This window comes from Methanovulcanius yangii (assembly GCF_018687785.1).
In the GTDB taxonomy this organism is placed as follows: Archaea; Halobacteriota; Methanomicrobia; order Methanomicrobiales; family Methanomicrobiaceae; genus Methanovulcanius; species Methanovulcanius yangii.
Map to the genome: position 1 here is coordinate 553,841 of NZ_LTBL01000001.1, position 22,163 is coordinate 576,003.

The 22,163-nt window shown below is 55.9% G+C and carries 16 protein-coding genes and 1 tRNA gene; 9 read left to right on the forward strand and 8 right to left on the reverse strand.

Translation table 11 applies throughout. The annotated features are described in order from the left end of the window. Positions 1-87: 87 nt before the first annotated feature. Positions 88-831: a coenzyme F420-0:L-glutamate ligase gene (locus tag AZH53_RS02885; protein WP_319642044.1), complete on the forward strand. Its 744-nt coding sequence runs from the start codon at positions 88-90 to the stop codon at positions 829-831. On the opposite strand, the gene AZH53_RS02890 is transcribed toward AZH53_RS02885, so the two are convergent. Further along, positions 828-986 (reverse strand): preprotein translocase subunit Sec61beta, encoded by a 159-nt coding sequence (locus AZH53_RS02890; RefSeq protein WP_319642045.1) that lies wholly within the window; start codon positions 984-986, stop codon positions 828-830. The genes AZH53_RS02885 and AZH53_RS02890 overlap by 4 nt on opposite strands. A 47-nt stretch (positions 987-1,033) precedes the next feature. On the opposite strand from AZH53_RS02890, the gene AZH53_RS02895 reads away from it, so the two are divergent. The 6 genes from AZH53_RS02895 (at position 1,034) to AZH53_RS02920 (ending at position 7,241) form a co-directional block, all read left to right on the forward strand. Then, positions 1,034-2,071, forward strand: a complete 1,038-nt coding sequence (locus tag AZH53_RS02895) for an amidohydrolase family protein (protein ID WP_319642046.1) — start codon at positions 1,034-1,036, stop codon at positions 2,069-2,071. Between the two features lie 40 nt (positions 2,072-2,111). Beyond that, positions 2,112-2,540, forward strand: a complete 429-nt coding sequence (locus AZH53_RS02900) for a universal stress protein (RefSeq protein WP_319642047.1) — start codon at positions 2,112-2,114, stop codon at positions 2,538-2,540. 23 nt (positions 2,541-2,563) lie between these two features. Further along, positions 2,564-3,403: a CBS domain-containing protein gene (locus AZH53_RS02905; RefSeq protein WP_319643632.1), complete on the forward strand. Its 840-nt coding sequence runs from the start codon at positions 2,564-2,566 to the stop codon at positions 3,401-3,403. Between the two features lie 135 nt (positions 3,404-3,538). Beyond that, on the forward strand, positions 3,539-4,153 hold the full coding sequence (gene psmB, locus AZH53_RS02910; RefSeq protein WP_319642048.1) for an archaeal proteasome endopeptidase complex subunit beta: 615 nt from the start codon (positions 3,539-3,541) through the stop codon (positions 4,151-4,153). 52 nt (positions 4,154-4,205) lie between these two features. After that, positions 4,206-6,098 (forward strand): beta-CASP ribonuclease aCPSF1, encoded by a 1,893-nt coding sequence (locus tag AZH53_RS02915; RefSeq protein ID WP_319642049.1) that lies wholly within the window; start codon positions 4,206-4,208, stop codon positions 6,096-6,098. Positions 6,099-6,140: 42 nt separating this feature from the next. After that, positions 6,141-7,241: an MFS transporter gene (locus AZH53_RS02920; protein WP_319642050.1), complete on the forward strand. Its 1,101-nt coding sequence runs from the start codon at positions 6,141-6,143 to the stop codon at positions 7,239-7,241. A 19-nt stretch (positions 7,242-7,260) separates the two neighbouring features. Here the strand turns inward: AZH53_RS02920 and AZH53_RS02925 are convergent, their stop codons facing one another. Beyond that, on the reverse strand, positions 7,261-9,486 hold the full coding sequence (locus AZH53_RS02925) for an efflux RND transporter permease subunit (protein WP_319642051.1): 2,226 nt from the start codon (positions 9,484-9,486) through the stop codon (positions 7,261-7,263). Between the two features lie 546 nt (positions 9,487-10,032). Between AZH53_RS02925 and AZH53_RS02930 the strand changes: the two genes are divergently transcribed. Next, positions 10,033-11,886, forward strand: coding sequence for a hypothetical protein (locus AZH53_RS02930; protein ID WP_319642052.1), 1,854 nt, complete (start codon positions 10,033-10,035; stop codon positions 11,884-11,886). Beyond that, positions 11,887-13,017 carry a nickel insertion protein gene (gene larC, locus AZH53_RS02935; RefSeq protein WP_319642053.1) on the forward strand — a complete coding sequence of 377 codons (1,131 nt, stop codon included), beginning with the start codon at positions 11,887-11,889 and terminating at the stop codon, positions 13,015-13,017. A gap of 107 nt (positions 13,018-13,124) precedes the next feature. On the opposite strand, the gene putP is transcribed toward larC, so the two are convergent. The 6 genes from putP to AZH53_RS02965 all read right to left on the reverse strand — a co-directional run bounded on the left by putP (position 13,125) and on the right by AZH53_RS02965 (position 22,158). After that, positions 13,125-14,618 (reverse strand): sodium/proline symporter PutP, encoded by a 1,494-nt coding sequence (gene putP / locus AZH53_RS02940; RefSeq protein WP_319642054.1) that lies wholly within the window; start codon positions 14,616-14,618, stop codon positions 13,125-13,127. 274 nt (positions 14,619-14,892) lie between these two features. Further along, positions 14,893-14,977: transfer RNA gene (locus AZH53_RS02945), tRNA-Leu, on the reverse strand. A gap of 40 nt (positions 14,978-15,017) precedes the next feature. Beyond that, positions 15,018-16,871, reverse strand: coding sequence for an AMP-binding protein (locus tag AZH53_RS02950; protein WP_319642055.1), 1,854 nt, complete (start codon positions 16,869-16,871; stop codon positions 15,018-15,020). Between the two features lie 68 nt (positions 16,872-16,939). Beyond that, positions 16,940-18,604 (reverse strand): AMP-binding protein, encoded by a 1,665-nt coding sequence (locus AZH53_RS02955; protein ID WP_319642056.1) that lies wholly within the window; start codon positions 18,602-18,604, stop codon positions 16,940-16,942. A gap of 121 nt (positions 18,605-18,725) precedes the next feature. Then, positions 18,726-21,416 (reverse strand): DEAD/DEAH box helicase, encoded by a 2,691-nt coding sequence (locus AZH53_RS02960; RefSeq protein WP_319642057.1) that lies wholly within the window; start codon positions 21,414-21,416, stop codon positions 18,726-18,728. Beyond that, positions 21,403-22,158, reverse strand: a complete 756-nt coding sequence (locus AZH53_RS02965) for a metallophosphoesterase (RefSeq protein ID WP_319642058.1) — start codon at positions 22,156-22,158, stop codon at positions 21,403-21,405. The genes AZH53_RS02960 and AZH53_RS02965 overlap by 14 nt, the downstream gene beginning before the upstream one ends. Positions 22,159-22,163: the final 5 nt, after the last annotated feature.

Below are 22,163 nucleotides of genomic sequence, written 5' to 3' on the forward strand. Positions count from 1 at the left end.
ATGAATGTTACCGTAAAACTCTTCCCCGGCGCTGTCGGGGTGGAGCAAACACAATGATTTTTCTACATTCGATGTTCATCCTCATTAATGAGTCTAGAAATAATTCCGGTGGAGGGACTCCCGATGATTAAAAAAGGGGACGATCTTCCTGCATTGATCGCCGCCTGTGTTGATGTCAGAGACGGGGATATTCTCTGTGTGGCATCGTCCGTCTACTCGAAATCAAAAGGGCACTGCCGGCGGCTTGCCGATATCACGCCGACGGAGAAGGCAGCAGGTATCGGGGAGAAATGCGGCGAGGACCCCCGGTTTATCCAGGCAATTCTCGATGAAACCGATGACATCATCCTCGAGTATCCGTTCCTCCTCTGCCAGCTGCCGCATGGCCATGTCGGGGTGCGTGCCGGTGTGGACAATTCGAATGTTGACAGGGGTCTCATCATTCTCCTCCCGCCCAACCCCATGGGAGCAGCCGAAGACCTGAGACAGGGCATCAAGAACGTCTGTGGTGCGGATGTGCGGGTGATCGTCACCGATACCTGCGGACGATCCTTCCGGCGCGGACAGACCGGTGTTGCCATCGGGTGGAGCGGCATGCCGGCAATCCAGGACTACCGCGGGGATACGGATCTCTTCGGACGGGTTCTTGAGATAACCGAAGAGGCGGTTGTGGATGAGATCGCAGGTATTGCAAACTTTGTGATGGGTGAGAGTCACCGTGGTGTTCCGGCTGTCGTGTGCAGGAATTTCCCCGAATGGGAAGGCCATGATGAACTGTACTTTACCCCCGAAGAGGATATCACGCGCAGGGCGCTAAAAAAGATGAATTAGAAAAATGCATTCAGGAGTATTGTTGCGATTCCGATGACAGCGGCAACGATCATCACTGATTGCGGTGAGATTTGAATTGCTCTGCGGTCTTCGCTGTCATAATATGTCACAAGACCTGCAGAGGATACGAGTCTTCCACCACTCTTCTTTGCCATACAGTTAATATTGGCTTTTTGGATATATAAATAAGAGGTTACGGAGAATGGGAGGGGAATACACTCTCGAGGGGCGGGCGCTTGTCGGGGAATTATTTGAAGAACAGAAGGTCGCTCTTCATATCCGGGACGGTGTCATCATCGAGATTGAGGAGAGGCACACGGTCCCGGAGCGGTGGGTCTGTCCGGCTTTTTTCAATGCCCATACCCATATCGCCGATACGGTCGCCATGGACATCGACGCGCCCGGTAGCCTTGCAGAACTCGTGGCTCCGCCGGACGGGCTGAAACACCGGCTGCTGAGAACGACCGGAACGGATGCTATGATCCATGCGATGCGTGGGACTGTGGACGTGATGCGGATGACGGGAACATCCGGGTTTGCGGATTTCCGGGAGGGGGGTCCTGCCGGAGTGGCCGCCCTGAGGACCGCCCTCGGGGGGTCGGGCATGGACGCCGTCATCTTCGGAAGGGACGGCGGAGAAGCGGATGCCGACGGGCTCGGCATCTCATCCGTCCGCGAACATGGCGCGGGGACAGGGGACCTGGTCGCCCGGGCGCGCAGTGCCGGAAAAATGGTTGCATTGCATGCCGGCGAGAAACACAGCCGTGATGTGGAAGAGGCAATCGCCCTGGAACCTGATCTTCTGGTGCACTGCACCCATGCCACCGATCGCCAGCTGAGAATGATCGCCGATGCGGGGATTCCCGTTGCCGTCTGTCCCCGGTCGAACTGGCGGCTTGGAGTTGCATCGTCCCCTGAGTTTCCCCCCATCCGCAGGATGCTGGATATCGGATGCAACGTCGTTCTCGGGACAGACAATGTCATGTTCGTCCAGCCGGACATGGGAGCGGAGATGTCCTTTGTAAGCTATGTCTATGGTCTCGAACCGGCGACAATCCTTGGAATGGCTACGGCGGGCGCAGCCCTTGCGGGAGCGTCCTACTTGATTGCCGAGCAGAATAAAGCACATTTCATTACTGTCGATGGTGCTCGTGGCAATGCGCTTTTTTCTAAAAATATTGCGAGATCCGTCGTAAATCGACTAAATTCACTCTCGTTTGAAGGAACTATTTTAAATTGATATTCAATATTCTATAGTGACATTTCTGGAGAGGTGACCCGTGTACAAGAAAATACTGGTTGCGGTAGACGGCTCCGATATCAGTCGTAAGACCCTGAAAATCGCTGTTGATGAGGCGAAGGTATGGGGCAGTGATCTTACTGTCGTTTATGTGCTTGAAACCGGTATGTTCGAAGACATCCCAGCCGATCAGAAGATGGAGTATATCCGGAATCTGTTCGAACAGCAGGGAAACAATGTCTTTGAGTATGCCGAGGACCTCGGAAAGGAGGCTGGCGTCAGTGTTGATACCATCTTCAAAGAGGGCCATGCGGGAATTGAGATCATCCATGCCGCTGAGGAGACCGGTGCCGACCTGATTGTCGTCGGATCGCATGGCAGGAGCGATATAGAACAGATTCTCCTCGGGAGTGTATCTGCCCATGTTGTTCGTCACAGCAAAATCAGTACTCTGGTGGTGAGAGTATAGGTAAAAATATTGTTCGCGATGTGATGACCACCGATGTCGTCACCGTCGAGATCCCCGGAAACCGGGATGAGGTTCTCAGAATTCTCAAGCGAACCGGCATCAGTGGCGTTCCCGTCCTGAAAGAGGGTGTACTGGTCGGGATCATCACCAGAAAGGATCTTCTCCGAAAGCCGGATGAGATGCAGCTCGGTCTTCTGATGACCCCCGACCCCATCACGATTACCCCGGATGCAACCATCGCAGAAGCGGCGGAAATCCTCACAAGGAACAATTTCCGCAGGCTTCCGGTCATAGAAGACGGGAGTCTCGTGGGTCTTATCAGTGTGTCGGATATCGTCGGTGCCATCGCCCAGATGAAGATTGCCCATGAGATCAAGAACCGGTTCATGACACATACCTTTGCCCTGTGGGAAAACACTCCGCTTCCTCTGGTGGGAAGAATCATGGAGATGTCCGGGTATGATGCGGTTCCGATCCTCAACGAAAATGCGCAGCTGACAGGTATCATCTCCGAACTTGATCTCATTCGTCATTCATGTATTGAAGACAGTGTCGAGGTCAGTGATTTCTCGAACGGAACGGATGATGACGAATGGACGTGGGAGTCCATCCGGGATATGCACACCATATCCTACGGGATATCCAAGGTTCAGCTTCCGAACAAACCTGTCCGTGAGGCGATGGTCACCGATGTTGTAGCCGTTCCCCTGAATGCAGAAATCAGTGAATGTGCCCTGAAGATGAAGCGCGCACGTGTTGATCAGCTTCCGGTCGTCAACGGCGACAAAAAAATGATTTCAATGCTGTATGACCGGGATCTCATCCGGATCCTTGTCAATGGCGATGCTGCGAATGCGGTCTGAATTGGACTGCAATCTATATCATTTTCCGTTCGTTTGACGCGAATACAGCCAATACATTTAATAAATTGGGGTACATTGTATATCTGAACGCTTTTCATCATTTATATAGCGTACTTTTTGGCTGGAGGATTTCAAATGGCAGAACTTTCTGAAACAATAAGTAAAGGAACCACTACGGTCGGAATCGTGTTCAAGGATGGAGTTGTTCTTGCTACTGAACGCCGGGCCACGATGGGGAACATGATTGCCAGCAAAAAGGCGAAAAAGGTCTATCAGATAGCCGACCGTATCGGAATGACGACGGCCGGCGGCGTGGGTGACGCACAGCAGCTGGCACGCCTGATGCAGGTGGAATGCTCCCTCTATGAGATCCGCAGAGGACGGTCCATGACGGTCGGCGCCGCAGCGACCCTTCTTTCGAATGTGCTGAACCAGAATCGCATGTACCCGTTTTATGTGCAGCTTCTCGTCGGCGGGTTTGACAAGACCGGGGCAAGTGTCTATTCGGTCGATGCCCTCGGCGGCGCTTCACTTGAAGAGGATATTGTGGCGACCGGGTCGGGATCGCCCTTTGCCTACGGTGTCCTTGAAGACCGGTTTACCAAGGATATGTCCCGGGATGAAGCGGTTGACCTTGCAAAACGGGCACTGAAATCTGCGATACGCCGCGATTCGGCTTCGGGCGAATCCATCTGTGTTGTTGTGATCACCAAAGACCAATATCTGGAATATAGTGAGGAGGACATCTGAAACCTGCTATACTTCCCTAATTTTTTCAAATCTTTTTTTAAGGACGGTTTTAATGTTAATTGATGAACGACTTGATGAATTCAAGAAAAAGATAAATGCGAAAGTACCTGCGGGTATTTCCGTGTCTGAAGTCGAATTTGAGGGGCCGGAACTTGTCATCTACACTGATGATCCGAAGAGGTTTGCGCAGGAAGCGGACCTGATCAAGATCCTTGCCCGTGATTTGAGAAAACGCATTGTGGTGCGCCCCAATGTGCTGGAGGACCCGGAGGTTGCCGCCGGCAGAATCCGCAGCGTGGTTCCCGACAATGCCGGTATCACCGATCTGTTCTTCGACCCCGATACCGGCGAAGTCATTGTTGAGGCGGAAAAACCCGGGGTCGTTATCGGGAAGAACGGGTCAACGCTGAGGGACATCACGAGGGAGATTGGCTGGACGGCAAAGGTCGTGCGCACCCCTCCCATCGAGAGCAAGACGGTAAAGGATATCCGGCAGTACCTCCGGTCCGTCAAGGACGAGCGAAAGGAGTTTCTCCGGCGGATCGGCCGGCGCATCCACCGGGACGTCACCAGTAAGGACAAGTGGGTCCGCGTCACCACACTCGGGTGCTGTCGCGAGGTCGGACGTGCGGCCTTCCTCCTGACAACTCCGGAAAGCAAGATTCTCATCGACTGCGGGGAGAAGCCCGGTTCGATAACGGAAGGGTATCCCTACCTCTACGTTCCCGAGATATATCCCCTCAATACGCTCGATGCAGTCGTTCTCACCCACGCCCACCTGGACCACTGCGCCATGGTCCCGCTCCTCTTCAAATACGGATACGACGGTCCGGTCTATAGCACGCCGGCGACGCGTGACCTTTCAGCGATGCTCCAGCTCGATTATCTCGATGTAGTCAACAAGGAAACCGGGACGGTACCGTACTCATCGAAGGAAGTCCAGAAATACCTCCAGCACTCCATCACCCTCAATTACGGCAGTGTCACGGACATCGCACCGGACGTAAAACTCACCTATCATAATGCCGGACACATCCTCGGTTCGGCGATCTGTCACTTCCACGTGGGCGACGGCCTGTACAACATCGCCTTCACCGGCGACTTCAACTACGGGAAGACCCGTCTCTTTGGGCCTGCCACGGTCCAGTTCCCCCGACTTGAGGCGATATTCATGGAGAGCACCTACGGCGGGTCGAACGACAACCAGCCCTCGCGCAAGGAAGCGGAGCAGAAACTCTATGACTATGTGAACACGACGATCAACCGGGGCGGGAAGGTCATCATTCCGGCATTTGCCGTCGGGCGGTCGCAGGAAGTGATGCTGGCACTCGAGGAGGGCATCCGGCTCGAGAAGATCCCGAAGGTGAAGGTGTATCTCGACGGGATGATCAAGGAGGCGACGGCCATCCACACCACCTACCCCGAATACCTGAACCCGGACCTTAGGACCCAGATATTCCGCGAGGGGATGAATCCGTTCCTCGCTGAGTGTTTCGAACAGGTCGATTCTCCCGACCTGAGAGAACAGGTCATCGAAGGCGACCCCTGCATCATCATCACGACGAGCGGTATGCTCAGCGGCGGTCCGGTGATGGAATATCTCCGTGCCCTTGCTCCTGATGAAAAGAATATGCTGGTATTCGTCGGATATCAGGCGGACGGGACTCTCGGGCGGCGCATCCAGAAGGGGTGGAAGGAGATCCCGCTCGGACGCAGGGAGACGATCGTCGTCAACCTGGAGATCGAGACGGTCGACGGATTCTCCGGCCACTCGGACAGGAAGCAGCTGATGGCCTATGTCAACCATCTCCAGCCGCGGCCGGAGAAGATCTTTACCATCCACGGGGATGAGAAGAACACGATCGATCTTGCATCTTCCATCTACAAGCGATATCATATCCAGACGGCATCGCCGATGAACCTGGAAACCTACCGCATGGTATGAGTGCCGTGATGATGATGACGGGGTGGACGGGGAGATGAAGCCGTGAAACAGCGCATTTCCCTGATCCTCGGCGTCTTCACGGTCATGGCCCTCTCCAACGCCGTCGTTCCCATTCTTCCCTTTTTTGCATCGGAGGCACCATCGGTTCAGGGGGCCATCTTTTCCGCATACTTTTTCGGCGCATTTTTGTCGGTCATTCCGGCAGGGATCCTCGGTGACCGGTACGGAACGAAGCGGTGCATCAAAAGCGGGCTGTTTCTCACGGTGGTGACCGGTGCCGCGATTTTTCTCGTTCCCCACAGCCCCCTGCTGGTGATTGCGGCACGGGGAATTGAAGGGATTGGGGCGGGTTTTTTCGTTGCATCCGCTCTCTCGTGGGTGAATGTGCAGAAGGACAGCCGCATGCTGTCGGGGTACTACTTTGCCGCACTCAATGTCGGCCTCCTCAGCGGCCTTCTCATCACGGGGTGGCTGGCCGATTTCGGCACGACTCTGGGGCTTCTGGTCTTCACCGTGCTCAGTATGGTTCCGTTTTTGCTGAGCTTTACTCTCTCCGAAGAAGGGCGTGAAGAGCGGGAGATTGCTCCGGTTAAGGATGCCGCATATATGTTCCGGTGGATTTACCTCTCCTCGTTCATCATCGTCGGCACCACCGGTGTCATATCGTCCCTCTATCCTGAATTTACCGGGGAACTTCCGATTGTTCTCTCGCTACAGCTTGCCGCGATGAATATGGGTACGGTGATCACCTCGCTTGTGGCACCCCGTATACGCATTCAGCCGGTTCCTCTTATACGGGTCGGCGGGATCGTGATGGCCCTTGCCGTGGCAATGGCATTTTTTGCCCCGGAATTTGGATGGATCGCGGTCATTCTGGTGTTTGCCGCAGTCGGCGGGGTCGTGGGCTTTGTCTTTGTCGCCCAGATGGAATATCTGGCACAGTCGAAGATCCGGCAGGGGACCGTGGTGGGGATCTTCAATGCGTCCGCGTATGGCGGGATGGCCTTCATGCCGTTTATCGCCGGACTTGTCGTGGATGCAGTGGGTTATTCTGCGGCATTCGGGCTGGCGACCCTCTTGTGCGGATGTGTTGCGCTCTTCATCGGGCGGTGTGAATGCACGATTCTCGACGAACCTGCATAAAGTATAGGCGGGCGGGTAATTACACGGGGTGAGTCCGCTCAAACCTGCTCATCAGCCTGAGAATGGCGGGCATGATGAGAATTCCGCCGATGAGGGAGAACCCGACCGTAATGACGGTGGTGGTCCCGAAATTCGATATCATATTGAACGCCGAGAGGGTGAGGGCGGAAAACCCGAAAACGGTGGTCAGTCCCGAGACGGTGATGGCCGTTCCTATCTTCTGAACCGACATCCGGATGGAATCCATGACCGAACCGCCACCTTCCCGTTCCTCATTGTACCGCTCCATGATCAGGATGGTATACTCACAGGCGATGCCGATCGTCATCGATCCGAGGACGGCGGTCATGGGGGTATAGTTGATGCCGAGCGCCTTCATAATGAGGGAGTTCCATCCGACGATCATGATGATGGGGATGATAGGGGAGATGGCGAGGATTTTCCGGTAAATAGCCAGAAGGTAGGCTGAGATGACAAGGAACCCGAGGAAAGTCATCGTGTTCTTGGAGTCATTGATGTCGTTGATGAGATCGGCGAACATGGTGGTACTGCCGGTGGCGGTGACGGTGATGCCTGCCGGAGGGTTGACGAAGGTGATGTCGGAGCGGATGTTGCCTATGAGCGTCAGCGCTGTTCTGCTGTCGATATCGGCCGTGGTAAACTGGATGATCGTCTCCATATTGCCGTGATTGTAGCGATCCTTCTCGCTTTCGGGAATTCGTGCGAGCACTTCATCGATCTCTGTCTGGGAGGTGGGGAGGACACCGTTGTTATAGGTCTCGATGAGTGTGACGATGCTTGCGGCATCGATGATCTCAGGGCGGGTGGAGACCTCATATTCCTGGAATCCCTGTATCCACGCAAGCGTGACCGGGTCATAGACATAATCCCCGCGGATATCGATGGGGAGGGTCTCGGTCGCCCCGGCAGTCCGGGTGATCTTCTTCAGGTCATTGAGCGCCGGCATATCCTGAGGAACGAAGGTCTCCTCATCGGTGTCGATGGGGATCGTGCTGTCGAGCTGGTAACCGGCCATCGCAAAGATCGTGAAAAAAACGACGATGATGACGGCCTTGTTTGCCATGAGGACCGAAACCCGCCCCAGGAAGGCGTCGTATCGCTTCATAAAAAGTCGTGCATCCGTTGTCTCGGATCGTTCCCTGCTCTTGGATTCATACCCGACCAGCCGGGCAAAGGTAGGAACAACGATCAGGGCGGCGATGTAGCACGCGAAGACCCCGATGGTGCAGGTGATGCCGAAATCCCGCACCATCGGGAGGGGCGAGATAAGCATGACGAGAAATCCGATGGATGTTGCAATCATGGCAGCCATAACCGACGGCCCGGCATTTGTTATGGTGACGGACAAGGCTTCCTGCAAGGGGCGGCGTTCCGTCTCCTCCTCGATGCGGGAATGGAACTGGATGGCATAGTCAATCCCGACCCCGATGAGGACCGGGAAGGCGCCGATGACTGTCATTCCAAGGGGTATCCCTGTTATGCCCATGATCCCGAAGGTGGTCACCAGGCCCAGAAAGACCGTTGCCACCGGAAGAAAACGATATTTCACGTGGGAGAAGAGGAGGCCCACCGCGATGACCATCAGGATCATGGCGGCGAGGATGAGAACGGCCATCGACTCATTGATCTCTTCCTGCATCTCCTTTTCAAAGGCAGGGCTTCCGCCGACGGTGACCGCAAGACCCGGCGGTATGGCGGAATTTTCGACAAGCGACTCGATGTTGTTGATGACGACGGTCGCCGTATCCGAGGAGGTGCCGGTCTCGAGGGGGACGATGACGAAGGTCAGCTGTTTGGATGCAAGTATATTTTCCAGGACCTCCGGGGGGGTTCGGGCGATGATGGCCGACACCTCAGCATCGTTTGTCGGAAGTACGCCACCATTTGCCTGTTTCAACAGATCGACGATGCTGGAAACCGATATGATGTACTGTTCGTTCCGGATATCCTCTTCGAGTGCGTCGATATATTCGATATTTTGTACACTCGTGACGTCATCGGATTCGATGATGAGTATGATGCTCGAACTGGAAAACTGGTTCTGGTAATTGAGGAGAAGCGATCCTGCCGGGGTGTCGATGTCGACATACGTCTCGGTTCCTGTCTTCATGTAGGTCATCGATGCACCGTAGAACATCAGGATCATGAAGAGGATGACGGCTATGGTGACGATCTTCGGGTGTTTGTATATCTGATCTGCTAGAACGGCAAACGGCGAGTGCACAGATGTTCCTCCACGATAGAAGGTATGGTTGATCAATCCTAATAAGGCGTTTGTCGCAATAATTGCGACCGGGATCTTCCGATTTGGTCGGAGATACCGGGACACGGGAGATCGTTCATGCTGAGATGGAAGGCTGGGGCGACGCCCGCTTCCATGTGAATCCTGCGCTGAAATGGATCATTTTCGGCACACCGGATACGAAAATTTACCGCGCATGTAATGGAGTGATGATTGTCCCGATGAAACGGGGACAGTAGTGTAGACTCCCCATCTTCATAAGAGCGACCGGGTCGTATACGCCCCCTGATTCGAAAGGGGGAATGACGACTCCTCACGGCAGATACGTTTCGGGCAACGAAATGGGGTTGGAATGGACGGCAATTTCTGTTGAATTGATCGATAACGCAATTTTTGAGCATTAAAAAGAAATTGAGTCCGGTATCGGGCGATTCCACTCAGGAATGACGTATTATTGGTGCAATGATGTCCAGCAGAATCTATATCAGGGTGAAGACTAAACCGGGGTTTGTCAGAGGAGATGAAAACATGCCAGATGACCATGACAAAGACAAAGTAATTTTTTCTGCCACAATGGCGGCAACCTTTGAGCCCGATTCCATGACCAATGACAAACTGGAGGCCGCGACCAAGGGGCATGGCGCCCTGGTCATTCCTGTGTTTGCGGCGGCCAATTCGCTTGCCGAGGACATATTCTGTACCGTAACCGGGCCTGAGATGTCGCTTCTCGGACGGATGACGCTGGTCGATGCGGCAGCCCCGGGCCTTCCGCTTGATATGGTGATTGAAAAGGCGGTCCGTGAGGCGAAAAATGCGGGGGCATCTCCCGAGAATGCTGCGTTGATCGTAGCTTCCCTTGCATATTTCATGGGGTCCTGTGCCCGTTCCGGTGTACCGCTCGGGAACCGGAAACTCGGCGCCATTGCACGGATGCATGCGGGGGCTCCGCGAACGAGTGCCATTGCTCTTACCACCGGGAAATTTACGCATAAAATTCCGGCATTTCCCGCCTACCTTGCGATCTACGAGAAAATGCTGGACAAGAAACTCACCCGGGTCGATGGTGCAGTGTTGCCGCCGTTCATTGCCGGTGGCGCCATCTATGGCCACTCTGCCCTCGGTGAGGATTACAACATTCCGGAACTTGCGTACAATGCGGCCAAGACCGGGACCGAAGCCATGATGCGCAGTATGGAGGGTGCCGGTATTACGCCCTATGCCCTCTGGCCCGCACTTATTGGTGCGGCGGTGACCATGGAGTTCATTCATCCCGATGCGCTCTTGGGGGAGGAGTTCGGCAAGTTCGGAAAGGTGGATTCCGCCTACCTTGCCGGAAAGGGCGCACGTGATGCCGCCGGTCTGCCGGAGACGATCCATATCCGCGGCACCCACGAGGAGTATGACACCGCCAAGGTCCTCGGCGATTTCGGGCTTATCCTCAAGGATATCGGGGGGCCGTCGGTGATTGGATCGATGGCCCTCTCAGAGATATTTGCCGGTTTTGAAGAATCTGCATCGATCGGAGCGGGGTTCTCGGGCGGGCCGGTCAATCCTCCCCTTGGACACCTTGAAGGGGACTGCGTCCCTGCTCTTCGGCTGATGGTCCTGCACAACGGGGACGTCTTCGAAGTGGCGTCGGCGGTCCGGGACTATAAGATGAACTCCTTCATCGACCCCGAGATGGCACTCTGCGGTCTCAACACCATTGCCCGAAAGGCGGAGCAGGTGACCCGCGGAAAGATCACCAAGGCCTGCATACTTGCATCGGAGGGTGTGCGTGACCGGGCCATCTACCGTCGTGCCGCCCATACCTATGATCTCATGAAGGCGGGAAAGACCGTACAGGAGGCCACCCGCACGCTCGACGAGGAGAGGCAGGCGTATGTCGAGCAGCGTGGTTCGGCGATTCTTTCGGGCTTTACCGGGAAGACGATTGAATTCAAATACACCTCCATCAAGCCGCACGGGAGGCGGACCGACAAATTCACCGAACGCTACTGGGGTTTTGACTCGAATGTCGCATATGACGTCACAATCGACGGCACGAAGTACCATGTGGATAACCTCAGCGGGAAGGAGATTCCCGCCTTTGTGTTCGAAGGCAAGAACAAGGATGATCCCAACTGGCCGACCGCTCTCTTCTGCGGGGCGGTCCTCACGCAGGAACTGCAGTACATCGGTCACACCATCATCAATATCACGGTACCCGCCGCCGTTGCGTCCCTGATCGGGATGGAGGCGAAGGAAGCCGCGTATGGTGCGGAGGATGGCGCATTCCTGACACGTGCCATTCCGGGGGCAGGGGACAAGGCGCATGAGGTGGCCAAACTCGCCCAGCGGGTGCACGCGAAGATCAACGAACCGTTCCCTCCGGCAGAGTAAATGAGAACATTTGTTATTGATCCATCGGAGAGCGGAATCTCCGGTGGGGCTCTGGCAGCGGCGGCTATGGCCCTTGTGGGGTCGGCCGCTCACCTCGAGTCGATAGCAGAGGCAATTTCCCGATCCTCATGCGGTGCCGGGTGGGAGGTCCGGTATCAACCGCCAACTCCCGGTTCTACTGAAGGATTTGTGATCATCGGGAACGGGACGGCCGGAGACGATTCTACGGATGACCTCAGCGAAGCAGCGGGCATAATCTCTTCCGAGCTGGATCTATCGCCAAGGGCGCATGAGGTGATGGAGGGAGCGATAGCCGATCTTTCCCGCTTTGACAGTGCTGCAGGGATTGGCGACATCATCGAATGTGTTGTACCCCTTGCCCTCATGGACCGTGCAGGCATCCTTTCATCTCCTGTCTGTTCGTTGCCCCCTGCGGCAGGGCTCCCCTCCTCACCGGTCATCGCCATATGCGCCCGTCACCGCGTTCCCCTTCCGGCGGGCTTGCTGCATGAATCCCGCACCACCAGTGCCGGCATGGCGCTTCTTGCCAATATGGCAGAATGTATTGACACCTTCCCCGGGATGATACCGTGCCGGATTGTGCATGGCGGTGACGGCACGGGTCGCGTGCTCCGGATCATAGAGGGGGAGTCATCCGATGTGGTGGAAGAGAGGATCGTGCTTCTTGAGACCAATATCGACGATGTCACGGGCGAGGTAATGGCATATGCCCAGCAGCGACTGCTTGCCGAAGGGGCAGTGGATGTCTACTTCACTCCTGTACTCGGCAAGAAGAGCCGGCCTGCGCATGTTCTGACGGTGATCACCAACCGTCGCCTGTATCGTCACCTGACCGGTATTCTCATGGAGGAGACCGGTACTCTTGGTGTTCGTATCTATGAAGTCCCGCGGCTGGTTGCAAAGCGAAAGCGCAACACCGTCCCCGTTGAGATTGCGGGCGGGGTGTATGATATACGGGTGAAACGCTCGACCGTCGACGGCATTCCCATTGCCCTCAAACCGGAATTCGAGGACATGAAACAGGTGGCGGAGACGACCGGCCTTCCTCTCAGGACGATTGCGGCTGTCGTGATGAGACAGCTGGAGCCGTTCGGTCAGGAAAAGCCATGACCGAGTGACCGGAGAGACAGGTATTTGAGAAGATATCCCTCCGTAGCAAAAAATTCACTACACTATCTTTTTTTACAGGGATGAGGAGAAAAAATGTAATATCGGATTTAGTCCGCATTGTTGAGGACTTCTTTTTCCGTCTCTTCAAATACCCTGACCAGAGCCTCGTCCGGTGGTGCGGTGTATTTACTTACCAGATAGATGGCCACGAGTGAAAGCACAAATCCCGGGACGATCTCGTAGAGTCCGAAGAATTCAAACTGCTTCCATATAAGGACCGTCAGGCCGCCGACGATGATTCCCGCAAGGGCACCCTGGAGATTGGTTCTCTTCCAGAAGAGCGCCATAATTACGATCGGTCCGAATGCCGCACCAAAGCCTGCCCAGGCATATGAGACGATATTGAATACGAAACTGTTCGGGTCGATTGCCAGGACAATTGCACACATCGCGACAAGAAGAACAGAAAACCTGCTTATCCAGATCAGCTGCCTGTCGGAGGCATCGGATTTCAGAAATGTCTTGTAGAGATCCTGCGAAACCGCGGATGCACTCACGAGAAGCTGCGATGAGGCCGTACTCATGATTGCTGCAAGAATTCCGCAGAAGATAATTCCAGCCAAAAACGAGAAGAACACCTCTCCGGTCATGACCATGAAGACCGTCTCCGAGTCTGCACCGACAAGCGGCTGATCAAGAAATACCCGTCCGATGATGCCTATGGCAACAGCCGCCAGAAGCGAGATGATGACCCATACCATTGCAACGGCTCGTGCTTCCCTTATCTCGCCCGGCTTTTCGATTGCCATAAACCTGACGAGGATGTGCGGCTGCCCGAAGTAGCCAAGCCCCCATGCGAGCATCGAGACGACAGCGATTATGGTGAGGGGATTTCCGTCGGTGTCGAGGAAGGGATTCAAGAGATCGGGGTTAATCTGCTCGATTCCGGCAATGGCACTGGCCGGACCGCCGATCATTGCGAGCGCCGCAATCGGAACGATGAGGAGGGCGAAGAACATCAGACAGCCCTGTATGAAATCGGTGAGACATACAGCCTTGAATCCGCCGGTAAAGGTATACAATACAACAATCAGGGATCCGACAAGGAGGGCGGTCGTATAATCAACTCCAAAGACCGTGTTGAACAGTTTTCCCCCGGCAACAAACTGTGCGGATGTGTATATCAGGAAAAAGATCAGGATAAAAACAGATGAAATCGCACCGATGATGTCCTTCGTGTCACCGAACCTGTTCTTGAAGAAATCGGGCAGGGTGAGGGAATCGTTTGCGTTTTTCGTATAGACCCTGAGTCTCTTTGCGATGAATTTCCAGTTCAGGAATGTCCCGATAATAAGACCGAGTGCCACCCATATGGCAGACATTCCCGAAAGATAAGCAAGACCGGGAAGTCCAATCAGGAGCCATCCGCTCATGTCGGATGCTTCCGCACTGAGTGCCGTTACATACCTGTTTAGTCCTCTCCCACCAAGGATGTAGTCACTGACACTGTTCGTCTTCTTGTAATACAAAAAACCAATAGTGACCATAATGCCAAGATAGACAACAAATGCCGCCAATATTTCCAATCCGTTTCCAACCATAAAATCCTCCGTACAACAAGGTACCTTCTAATGCCGGCATTCAAAACAGGCTGAAATTCTCTTCCGCGAATTTATATTTCCGGTGAAACGAGCGTCATATACGATTTCATCCGGAATATGCCTGATATTGTATTGCAATATACAATTTTTAGAAATGACACTATGGTACCTTTAAAAAATATCTCCAAATTCCTATTTATACCATAAGTACTTGGATTTAGCGGGGGATTTGAGAATACTGCAGGAAAATTGGATAATTTTTGAAAAAAATACATGCGAGGGAAGGGATTCGAACCCTCGAACATCTACATGACTAGGCCCTGAACCTAGCGCCTTTGACCTGGCTCGGCAACCCTCGCGCCTTACTCTATACGTGGTTCCTGAAAATAAATGTGTTCATCAGGCTTCGGGGGTGCCCTTCTTCCCGGTCCTGATTTTTGCCATTTCGAGGTCCCTCAACTCCTTTCTCCGGATCTTTCCGGAGATCGTTTTGGGGAGAGAATCAACGAATTCCACTGCACGCGGGTACTTGTATGGTGCGGTGACATGCTTGACATGGTTCTGGAGTTCCTTCACCAGTTTTTCGGAGGGCGCATAGCTGGGAGCAAGGACGATGAAGGCCTTGACCACCTGTCCGCGGATCATGTCCGGTGTTCCGATGACGGCCGCTTCCTGTACCGCCGGGTGCTCGATGAGGGCGCTCTCCACCTCGAAGGGTCCGATACGGTACCCGGATGCCTTGATCACATCATCGTCGCGGCCGACGAACCAGAAGTACCCGTCCTCGTCGCGGTAGGCACGGTCCCCGGTATAGTAGTAGCCGTCGCTGAAGGCGTGGCGGTTCTCTTCCTCGTTGTCCAGGTACTCCATGAAGAGGCCGACGGGGCGCGGGTCGGTTTTGATGGCGATATGGCCTTCTTCGTTCGGCTTTGACGGATTCCCTTTTTCATCCAGCACCTCGACCTGCCATCCCGGAGCGGGAAGGCCCATCGAGCCCGGCTTGACCTTCATGCAGGGGAAGGTGCCGATACAGAGCACCGTCTCCGTCTGCCCGTACCCCTCGTAGATGGTAAGACCGGTCGCATCCTCCCAGACCTTGATCACCTCGGGGTTGAGCGGTTCCCCGGCACTGCAGCAGTGGCGCAGTTCGGAGAAGTCGTACTTCTCGAGGTCGGCGAGGATCAGCATGCGGTAGATGGTCGGCGGGACGCAGAACGTGGTGACCCCGTACTTCTCCATCAGGGGCAGAAGTTCGGTGGCGTTGAATTTGCCCCGGATGTCATAGACGAAGATGGCGGCGCCTTCGGTCCACTGTCCGAAGAGTTTGCCCCATGCACTCTTGCCCCACCCGGTATCGGCGACCGTGAAGTGTAGATCGGTGCTTCTTACATCGTGCCAGAACCGTCCGGTCACGATATGCCCGAGGGCATACCCGTGGTCGTGCAGCACCATCTTCGGTTCTCCGGTGGTGCCGGAGGTGAAGAACATCAGCATCGGGTCCTCGAGTTTGGTGCGCGCCATTCCCTGGAGCGGAATCAGTTTGCTGGATACCGGTGCGGGATAGGAAAGCTCCACGGGGTAGCTGATCCAGCCGTCCCGTTCGCCGTCGATGAGGAAGCGCGACTTGAGGGAGGGACAGTCATCGAAGATGGCGTCCACCTTGTCGGCATTCTCCGAATCGGTGATGACCATTTTGATGTCGGCGGCGTCGATGCGGTACTTCAGGTCCTTTTCCGTGAGCATCGTGGGTGCCGGGCAGTAGATGATGCCCATCTTGATGAGGCCCAGCACGAAGATCCACCATTCCGGCACGCGGGGAAGCATGATGAGCACCTTCTCTCCCTTGGCGGGTCCGTATTTTATGAACATATTGGCGACCTGATTCGAGAGCCGGGAGAGGTCGCGGAAGGTGAATTTCTTCTCGTTGCCTTTCTGGTCCAGCCAGATCATCGCGAGTTTGTTGCGATCCTTTTTCGCCCATGCATCGACGACGTCGAACCCGAAGTTGAAATACTCCGGCGTATCGATGGAGAAGGATTGGTAGGTCTCCTCATAATCCGCCATATTGTGCAGGTCGAGGGTACTGTCCTCTGTGGTGATGGGGAGGGGGAGTGATCCGCTTCCGTTGAGTGATGAAAACTTCGTGGTGCAGACATCACTAATCCATTCTGAGCGTGATAATCCCTGATTTTTACATTCAGCGTCGATTTTTTGAACAAGCATATCATCCATCGTTATGGAATAGCGCACCATGATGAGTAATATTGGTGCAAAATAAGATAAATAATTCGGAGGTGTGGTGCACAACGTGGTGAAAAAAGTTATTGGTTGTTCATCTTTTTGATTTCCTGATCTCTCAGCACATTCCTCTTGATCTTTCCCGAGATGGTTTTCGGGAGTTCGTCAACGAATTCGATGATCCGCGGGTACTTGTAGGGAGCGGTGGTGCGCTTGACGTAATTCTGGAGGTCTCTGACGAGCGGTTCCGATTCCTCAAAACCGGGATTGAGAACGACGAATGCCTTGACGATCATGCCCCGGATACGGTCGGGCGATCCCACCACCGCGGATTCCTGCACGGCAGGGTGTTCGAGAAGGGCGCTTTCCACCTCGAAGGGTCCGATGCGGTATCCTGAGCTTTTGATGACATCGTCATCACGCCCGACGAACCAGTAGTATCCGTCGTCGTCGCGATAGGCCTTGTCGCCGGTGAAGTAGTAGTCGCCGACAAACGATTCCGCATTTGCCTCCTTGTTGTCAACGTATTCGATGATGAGGCCGACAGGGCGCGGGTTGAGCGAGATGGCGATGCGCCCTTCCTCGTAGTTGTTGACCGGGTTCCCGTCGTCATCGAGGAGGTCGATGTGCCATCCGGGCATCGGTTTGCCCATGGAGCCGGGTTTGTGCGGGATGCAGGGGAACGAGGCGATGGCACAGCAGGTCTCGGTCTGTCCGTAGCCCTCGTAGATGGTGTGGCCGGTACCTTCCTCCCAGACCTTGATCACCTCGGGATTGAGGGGTTCGCCGGCGCTGGTACAGTGGCGCAGTTCGGCAAGATCGTACTTCTTGAGATCTGCGATGATGAGCATCCGGTAGATGGTCGGCGGGCAGCAGAAGGTCGTGACCTCGTACTTCTCGATGAGCGGCAGGATTTCCGTTGCCTTGAATTTCCCCCAGATGTCGTAGATGAGAAGGCAGGCGCCCTGTATCCACTGACCGAATATCTTTCCCCATCCACATTTTGCCCATCCCGTGTCGGAATAGGTGAAATGTACGTCATTTTCCCTGACATCATGCCAGAAGCGCGCCGTTACGATGTGCCCGAGGGGGTGGGCATTGTTGTGAAGCACCATCTTCGGCTCGCCGGTGGTACCCGAGGTAAAGTAAATCAGCATCGGGTCGGTTGCCCGTGTCCGGTTTTCGTATGGCATGCTGACCTTCCGGTGGTTTACCGGCGCAGGATAGAGCAGTTCCACCGGGTAGCTGGCCCATCCCTGGAGTTCCCCGTCGACGAGCATCCGGTTCCGGAGGGAGGGGCATGCCTCGCAGACGTCCTCGAATTTTCCGGAATTCTCCATATCCGTGATGACCATCTTGAATTTTCCGGCATTTATTCGATATTTGATGTCCTTTGAGGTAAGAAGCGTCGGGCAGGGGCAGACGACCGCACCGAGTTTGATGATGGCAATCACGAAGATCCACCACTCCGGTATCCGGGGGAGCATGAGCATGACCCGGTCGCCCTTGTTGATCCCGAATTTCAGGAGAATGTTGGCTGCCTTGTTCGAGAGGTTCATCATATCGCGGAAGGTGAATTTCTTCTCATCCCCTTCCTGGTTCACCCAGATCATCGCAAGTTTGTTGCGGTCCTTTTTCGCCCAGGCATCGATGACGTCATACCCGAAATTGAAGTATTCGGGGACATCGATGGAGAATGTCCGGAATACTTCATCATAATCGGTCAGGTTGTGTTCGCTATCAGGCATAGAATCAGTAGTTATTGATCATCAAGCGGTATATGCATTCCCCCGGGTGGTGCATCATCGCCCCATGGCGAACCGGAATATTGGTGCATCAAGCGGGTTTGTGTGGTGCACAACGGACCGGTCACCAGAAGCGGTGGGTCTTGATGTAGTTCCGCTCCGCCTTCAGAATTTCCCGGTAAAAGTCGTCGCCTTCCGTCATCGTTGCGATGATGCGGGATGCGGTGTCGGGCCCGACACCGCGGGCGCTGAGGGCGATGATCGCCGTCTTCCCGCTGGAGAGGACGATGTTTGCGTTCTTCATGAGCCTCTTTTCGACTGCACTGTCCTCCTCGGTCTTCACAGTCTTCTTCACGGAGGAGATCAGTTCTTCGTCCCATGGTTTCAGGGCGGCGATGAGACGTGCGCCGCAGACCGGGCATACCGGGGCTTCCGTGATACGGGAGACCCGGGTTCTGGACTTCCACTTTTTGCAGTGCATGCAGAAGAGCACGACCTCCTCCTCCTCAAGACGCCTGCGGATGGTGGCAAGGACGGCATCGTCCGTCGTCGGAGGGGGAATCAGGTCGCGGGACGAACTGAGGCCTTCGCTTCCCAGGGGAGAGAGGGGTGCGATGCGCATTTCGACCGTTCCGGAGCGGATGTCCTCCACCAGTGTCTGCGCTCCCGCAACATCCATGATGGTCGTGAAGAGCTCACGGTAGGTCTCCTTCTGGATGGCGGTCCCTTCAAACAGGTCGAGGAGCCGGTGGATGCTGATGCGTTCGTAATCGGCATCGGCATCGATTGCCCCGAATTTCTTAGCCACCTGAACGATCTTCCACTTGAAAATGGCGGTCCGTTTCATCGCGAGGCTGAGGAGTCCCTCTATGTGGGCAGGGTCGATGGTCTCGAGGAGTTCCTGGATATGCGACGCCCGGATGGACGACGGGAGCCGGAAGAGGATGCGGTAGGCCCCGACTTCGATGCCCACCGATGAGCCGAAGCGTGCCGACAGGAGGACGGAGAGAACGCGGGCGAGTGCCTCGTTTGCCTTGTGGCCGCCGCAGATGTTGAGGACGACCCCTTCATCGAAGTGTTCGAGGGTCACGAGGCGATCGGAGGCGATCGCATATCCCCTCGTCTCCATATCGTCCAGAAATCCGGAGAGGTACCGGACGGAGGGAGAATCCGCTCCATAGTCCCTGAATGCCCGCGTCCGCCTGAGCCTCCCCGCCTCCTGTGCGACTTCATAGGGAACGGGTATCTGTTCCCCCTCCCATGACGGGAGTTCTCCGCGAATGCGGTGGGCCGGTTCGACCTTGATCTTCCCGTCCTCAAGGGCGATCACCTGCCACGCCTGCCCCTTGGTGATGAAGACCGCGCCGGTGTGAATCCACCCGACCACGAACGATTCGTCGAGGGTCCCCACCGTCCTGCGGGAGACGATGTCGAAGACCTGCACCTTGCGTTCATCCGGGATCATGGAGAGATTGGCGTACATATAGGTGCGGCATCGCCCCGAACGCGAGATGGCATCCTTCTCCATCCATATGAGACGGTGGGAGGCCATCTGTTCGCAGATCTCACGGACCATGGACGTATGTTCGCAAAAGCATGCACTCCGGGAGAAGATCTCTTCCATTGCACGAATCGGGATGTCGCCGTATTCCATCGCAAGGCCTGCGATCTGGTTGGCCATGACATCCCCCGCACCTTTGATCACCCGGATGTCCTCGGAGGCGTTCTGCCGGGCACGCCTGCTGATGACGAGCGACTCGAGGAGGTCATCGAACCCGGTGGCAAGGATGGTGCCCTCCGATACCGTGTCCAGCCGGTGCCCGGCCCGTCCCACCCGCTGGAGGAGGCGTGAGACCTCGCGGGGGCTCCCGAACTGGAGCACATGGCCGATATGGCCGATGTCTATCCCCAGCTCCATGGAGGAGGTACAGATGAGGGTCCGGATCTTTCCTTCCCTGAAGCGGTCTTCCGCATCAACCCGGACCTCCTTTGAGAGTGAGCCGTGATGCACCTCGACGTCGCCCCGGTCATAGAGCTGATGCCCGAGCGCCTCCGCGGTCGATCGGGTATTGACGAAGAGGAGCGTCGAGTGGTCGGCGCTGATGGCCCTGTCGATCACCTTGGTCTGCTGCCCGAACTCCTCGCCCGCGAACCGGACGGCAAGCTGCATGTGCGGGGCGGACGGGATGTCGATGATCCGGGAGGGGCGCTTTCCGCAGAGAAACTTCGCCACATCCGAGGGGTTGCCCACCGTTGCCGAGAGGCCGATCCGCTGGAACTCACCGGCGTACGGGACGAGCCGTTCGAGGGCGACGGAGAGCTGCGCTCCGCGTTTGCTTCCGGCGAGTTCGTGGATCTCGTCGATTACCACGTACTCGATCGTTTTCAGGTGCTCCCGGAGCCGTTTTCCAAGGAAGAGCGCCTGCAGGGTCTCCGGGGTGGTGATGAGGAGGTCGGGGGGGTTCAGCGCCTGTTTTCTCCGCTCCGACTGCAGGGTGTCACCGTGGCGCACGCCGACGGTGAGGCCGAGTTCCCTGCACCACCAGGTCAGGCGCCCGAGGATGTCACGGTTCAGCGACCGCAGCGGAGTGATGTAGATGGCACGGAACCCGCCGCCGGAGGTCCGGGAGAGGCGGTCGAATACCGGGAGCATGGCACTCTCGGTCTTCCCTGTGCCGGTCGGGGCGATGAGGAGGAGGTGGCCCCCGTCGAGGACGGCGGGGATGGCGGCCTCCTGCGTCTCGGACAAGGCGTCGAACTCCCGCTTTTTGACAAGTTCCCGGATCTCCGGGGAGAGGAGGTCAAGCGCGCTCATCGCGTATCAGTGCCTCCATGGTGTTGATGTACGTGCCGTCATCGAGAAAGACCTCGGCATCGGTGGTATCCAGACAGCGGGCGATGGGGGAAAGTCCGCTCTCCGGGAGGGAGCGGACATCCAGTCCGCCCGCATACTCGAAGAACGCGGGCATGAAGAGGACCCGCGTCGGGGTGTCGCAGGGGACGGGGGAAGGGAGGCACTCACCCCTGAGCGTTCCCATGATATAGGCGGGGTGGGACCGGAGTGAACACCCGACCTCGTCGTAGAGATGCACCACCGGGTGGTGATGGCCGATGATGCAGAGGTGACCCAGGAGGTCGGGAGCCGGATAGGTATGTCCGTGGAGGACACCGATCCCGTCGATCAGGACCCCGTCGCGGGGAAGTATCTCCTCAACGTCGAGGAACCGGTCGATGCCAACATCATGGTTCCCCGGTGCGAGCCGGAGAGTGACATGGTCCCGGAGCGTCTCGATGACACGGGGGAGTTCTGCGTATTCCTGTCTGCTCGTCATCGGGATGGCATGTTTGAAATCCCCGAGGATGATGAGCAGATCCGGGTCTGCCTTTTTGATGCAGGAGAGAATGCGGTTCAGGCGCTGGTCGGTATTGCTGGGGATATGGACGCCCCGGCGCCCGAATTCGGTTTCCGCTCCGAAATGCGTATCCGCAATAAAGAGGAGGCGGCGGGGGGTTTCGAGGAGGAGCGCGGGTCCTTCGGGCAGAAATTCAGGGATCATATGCG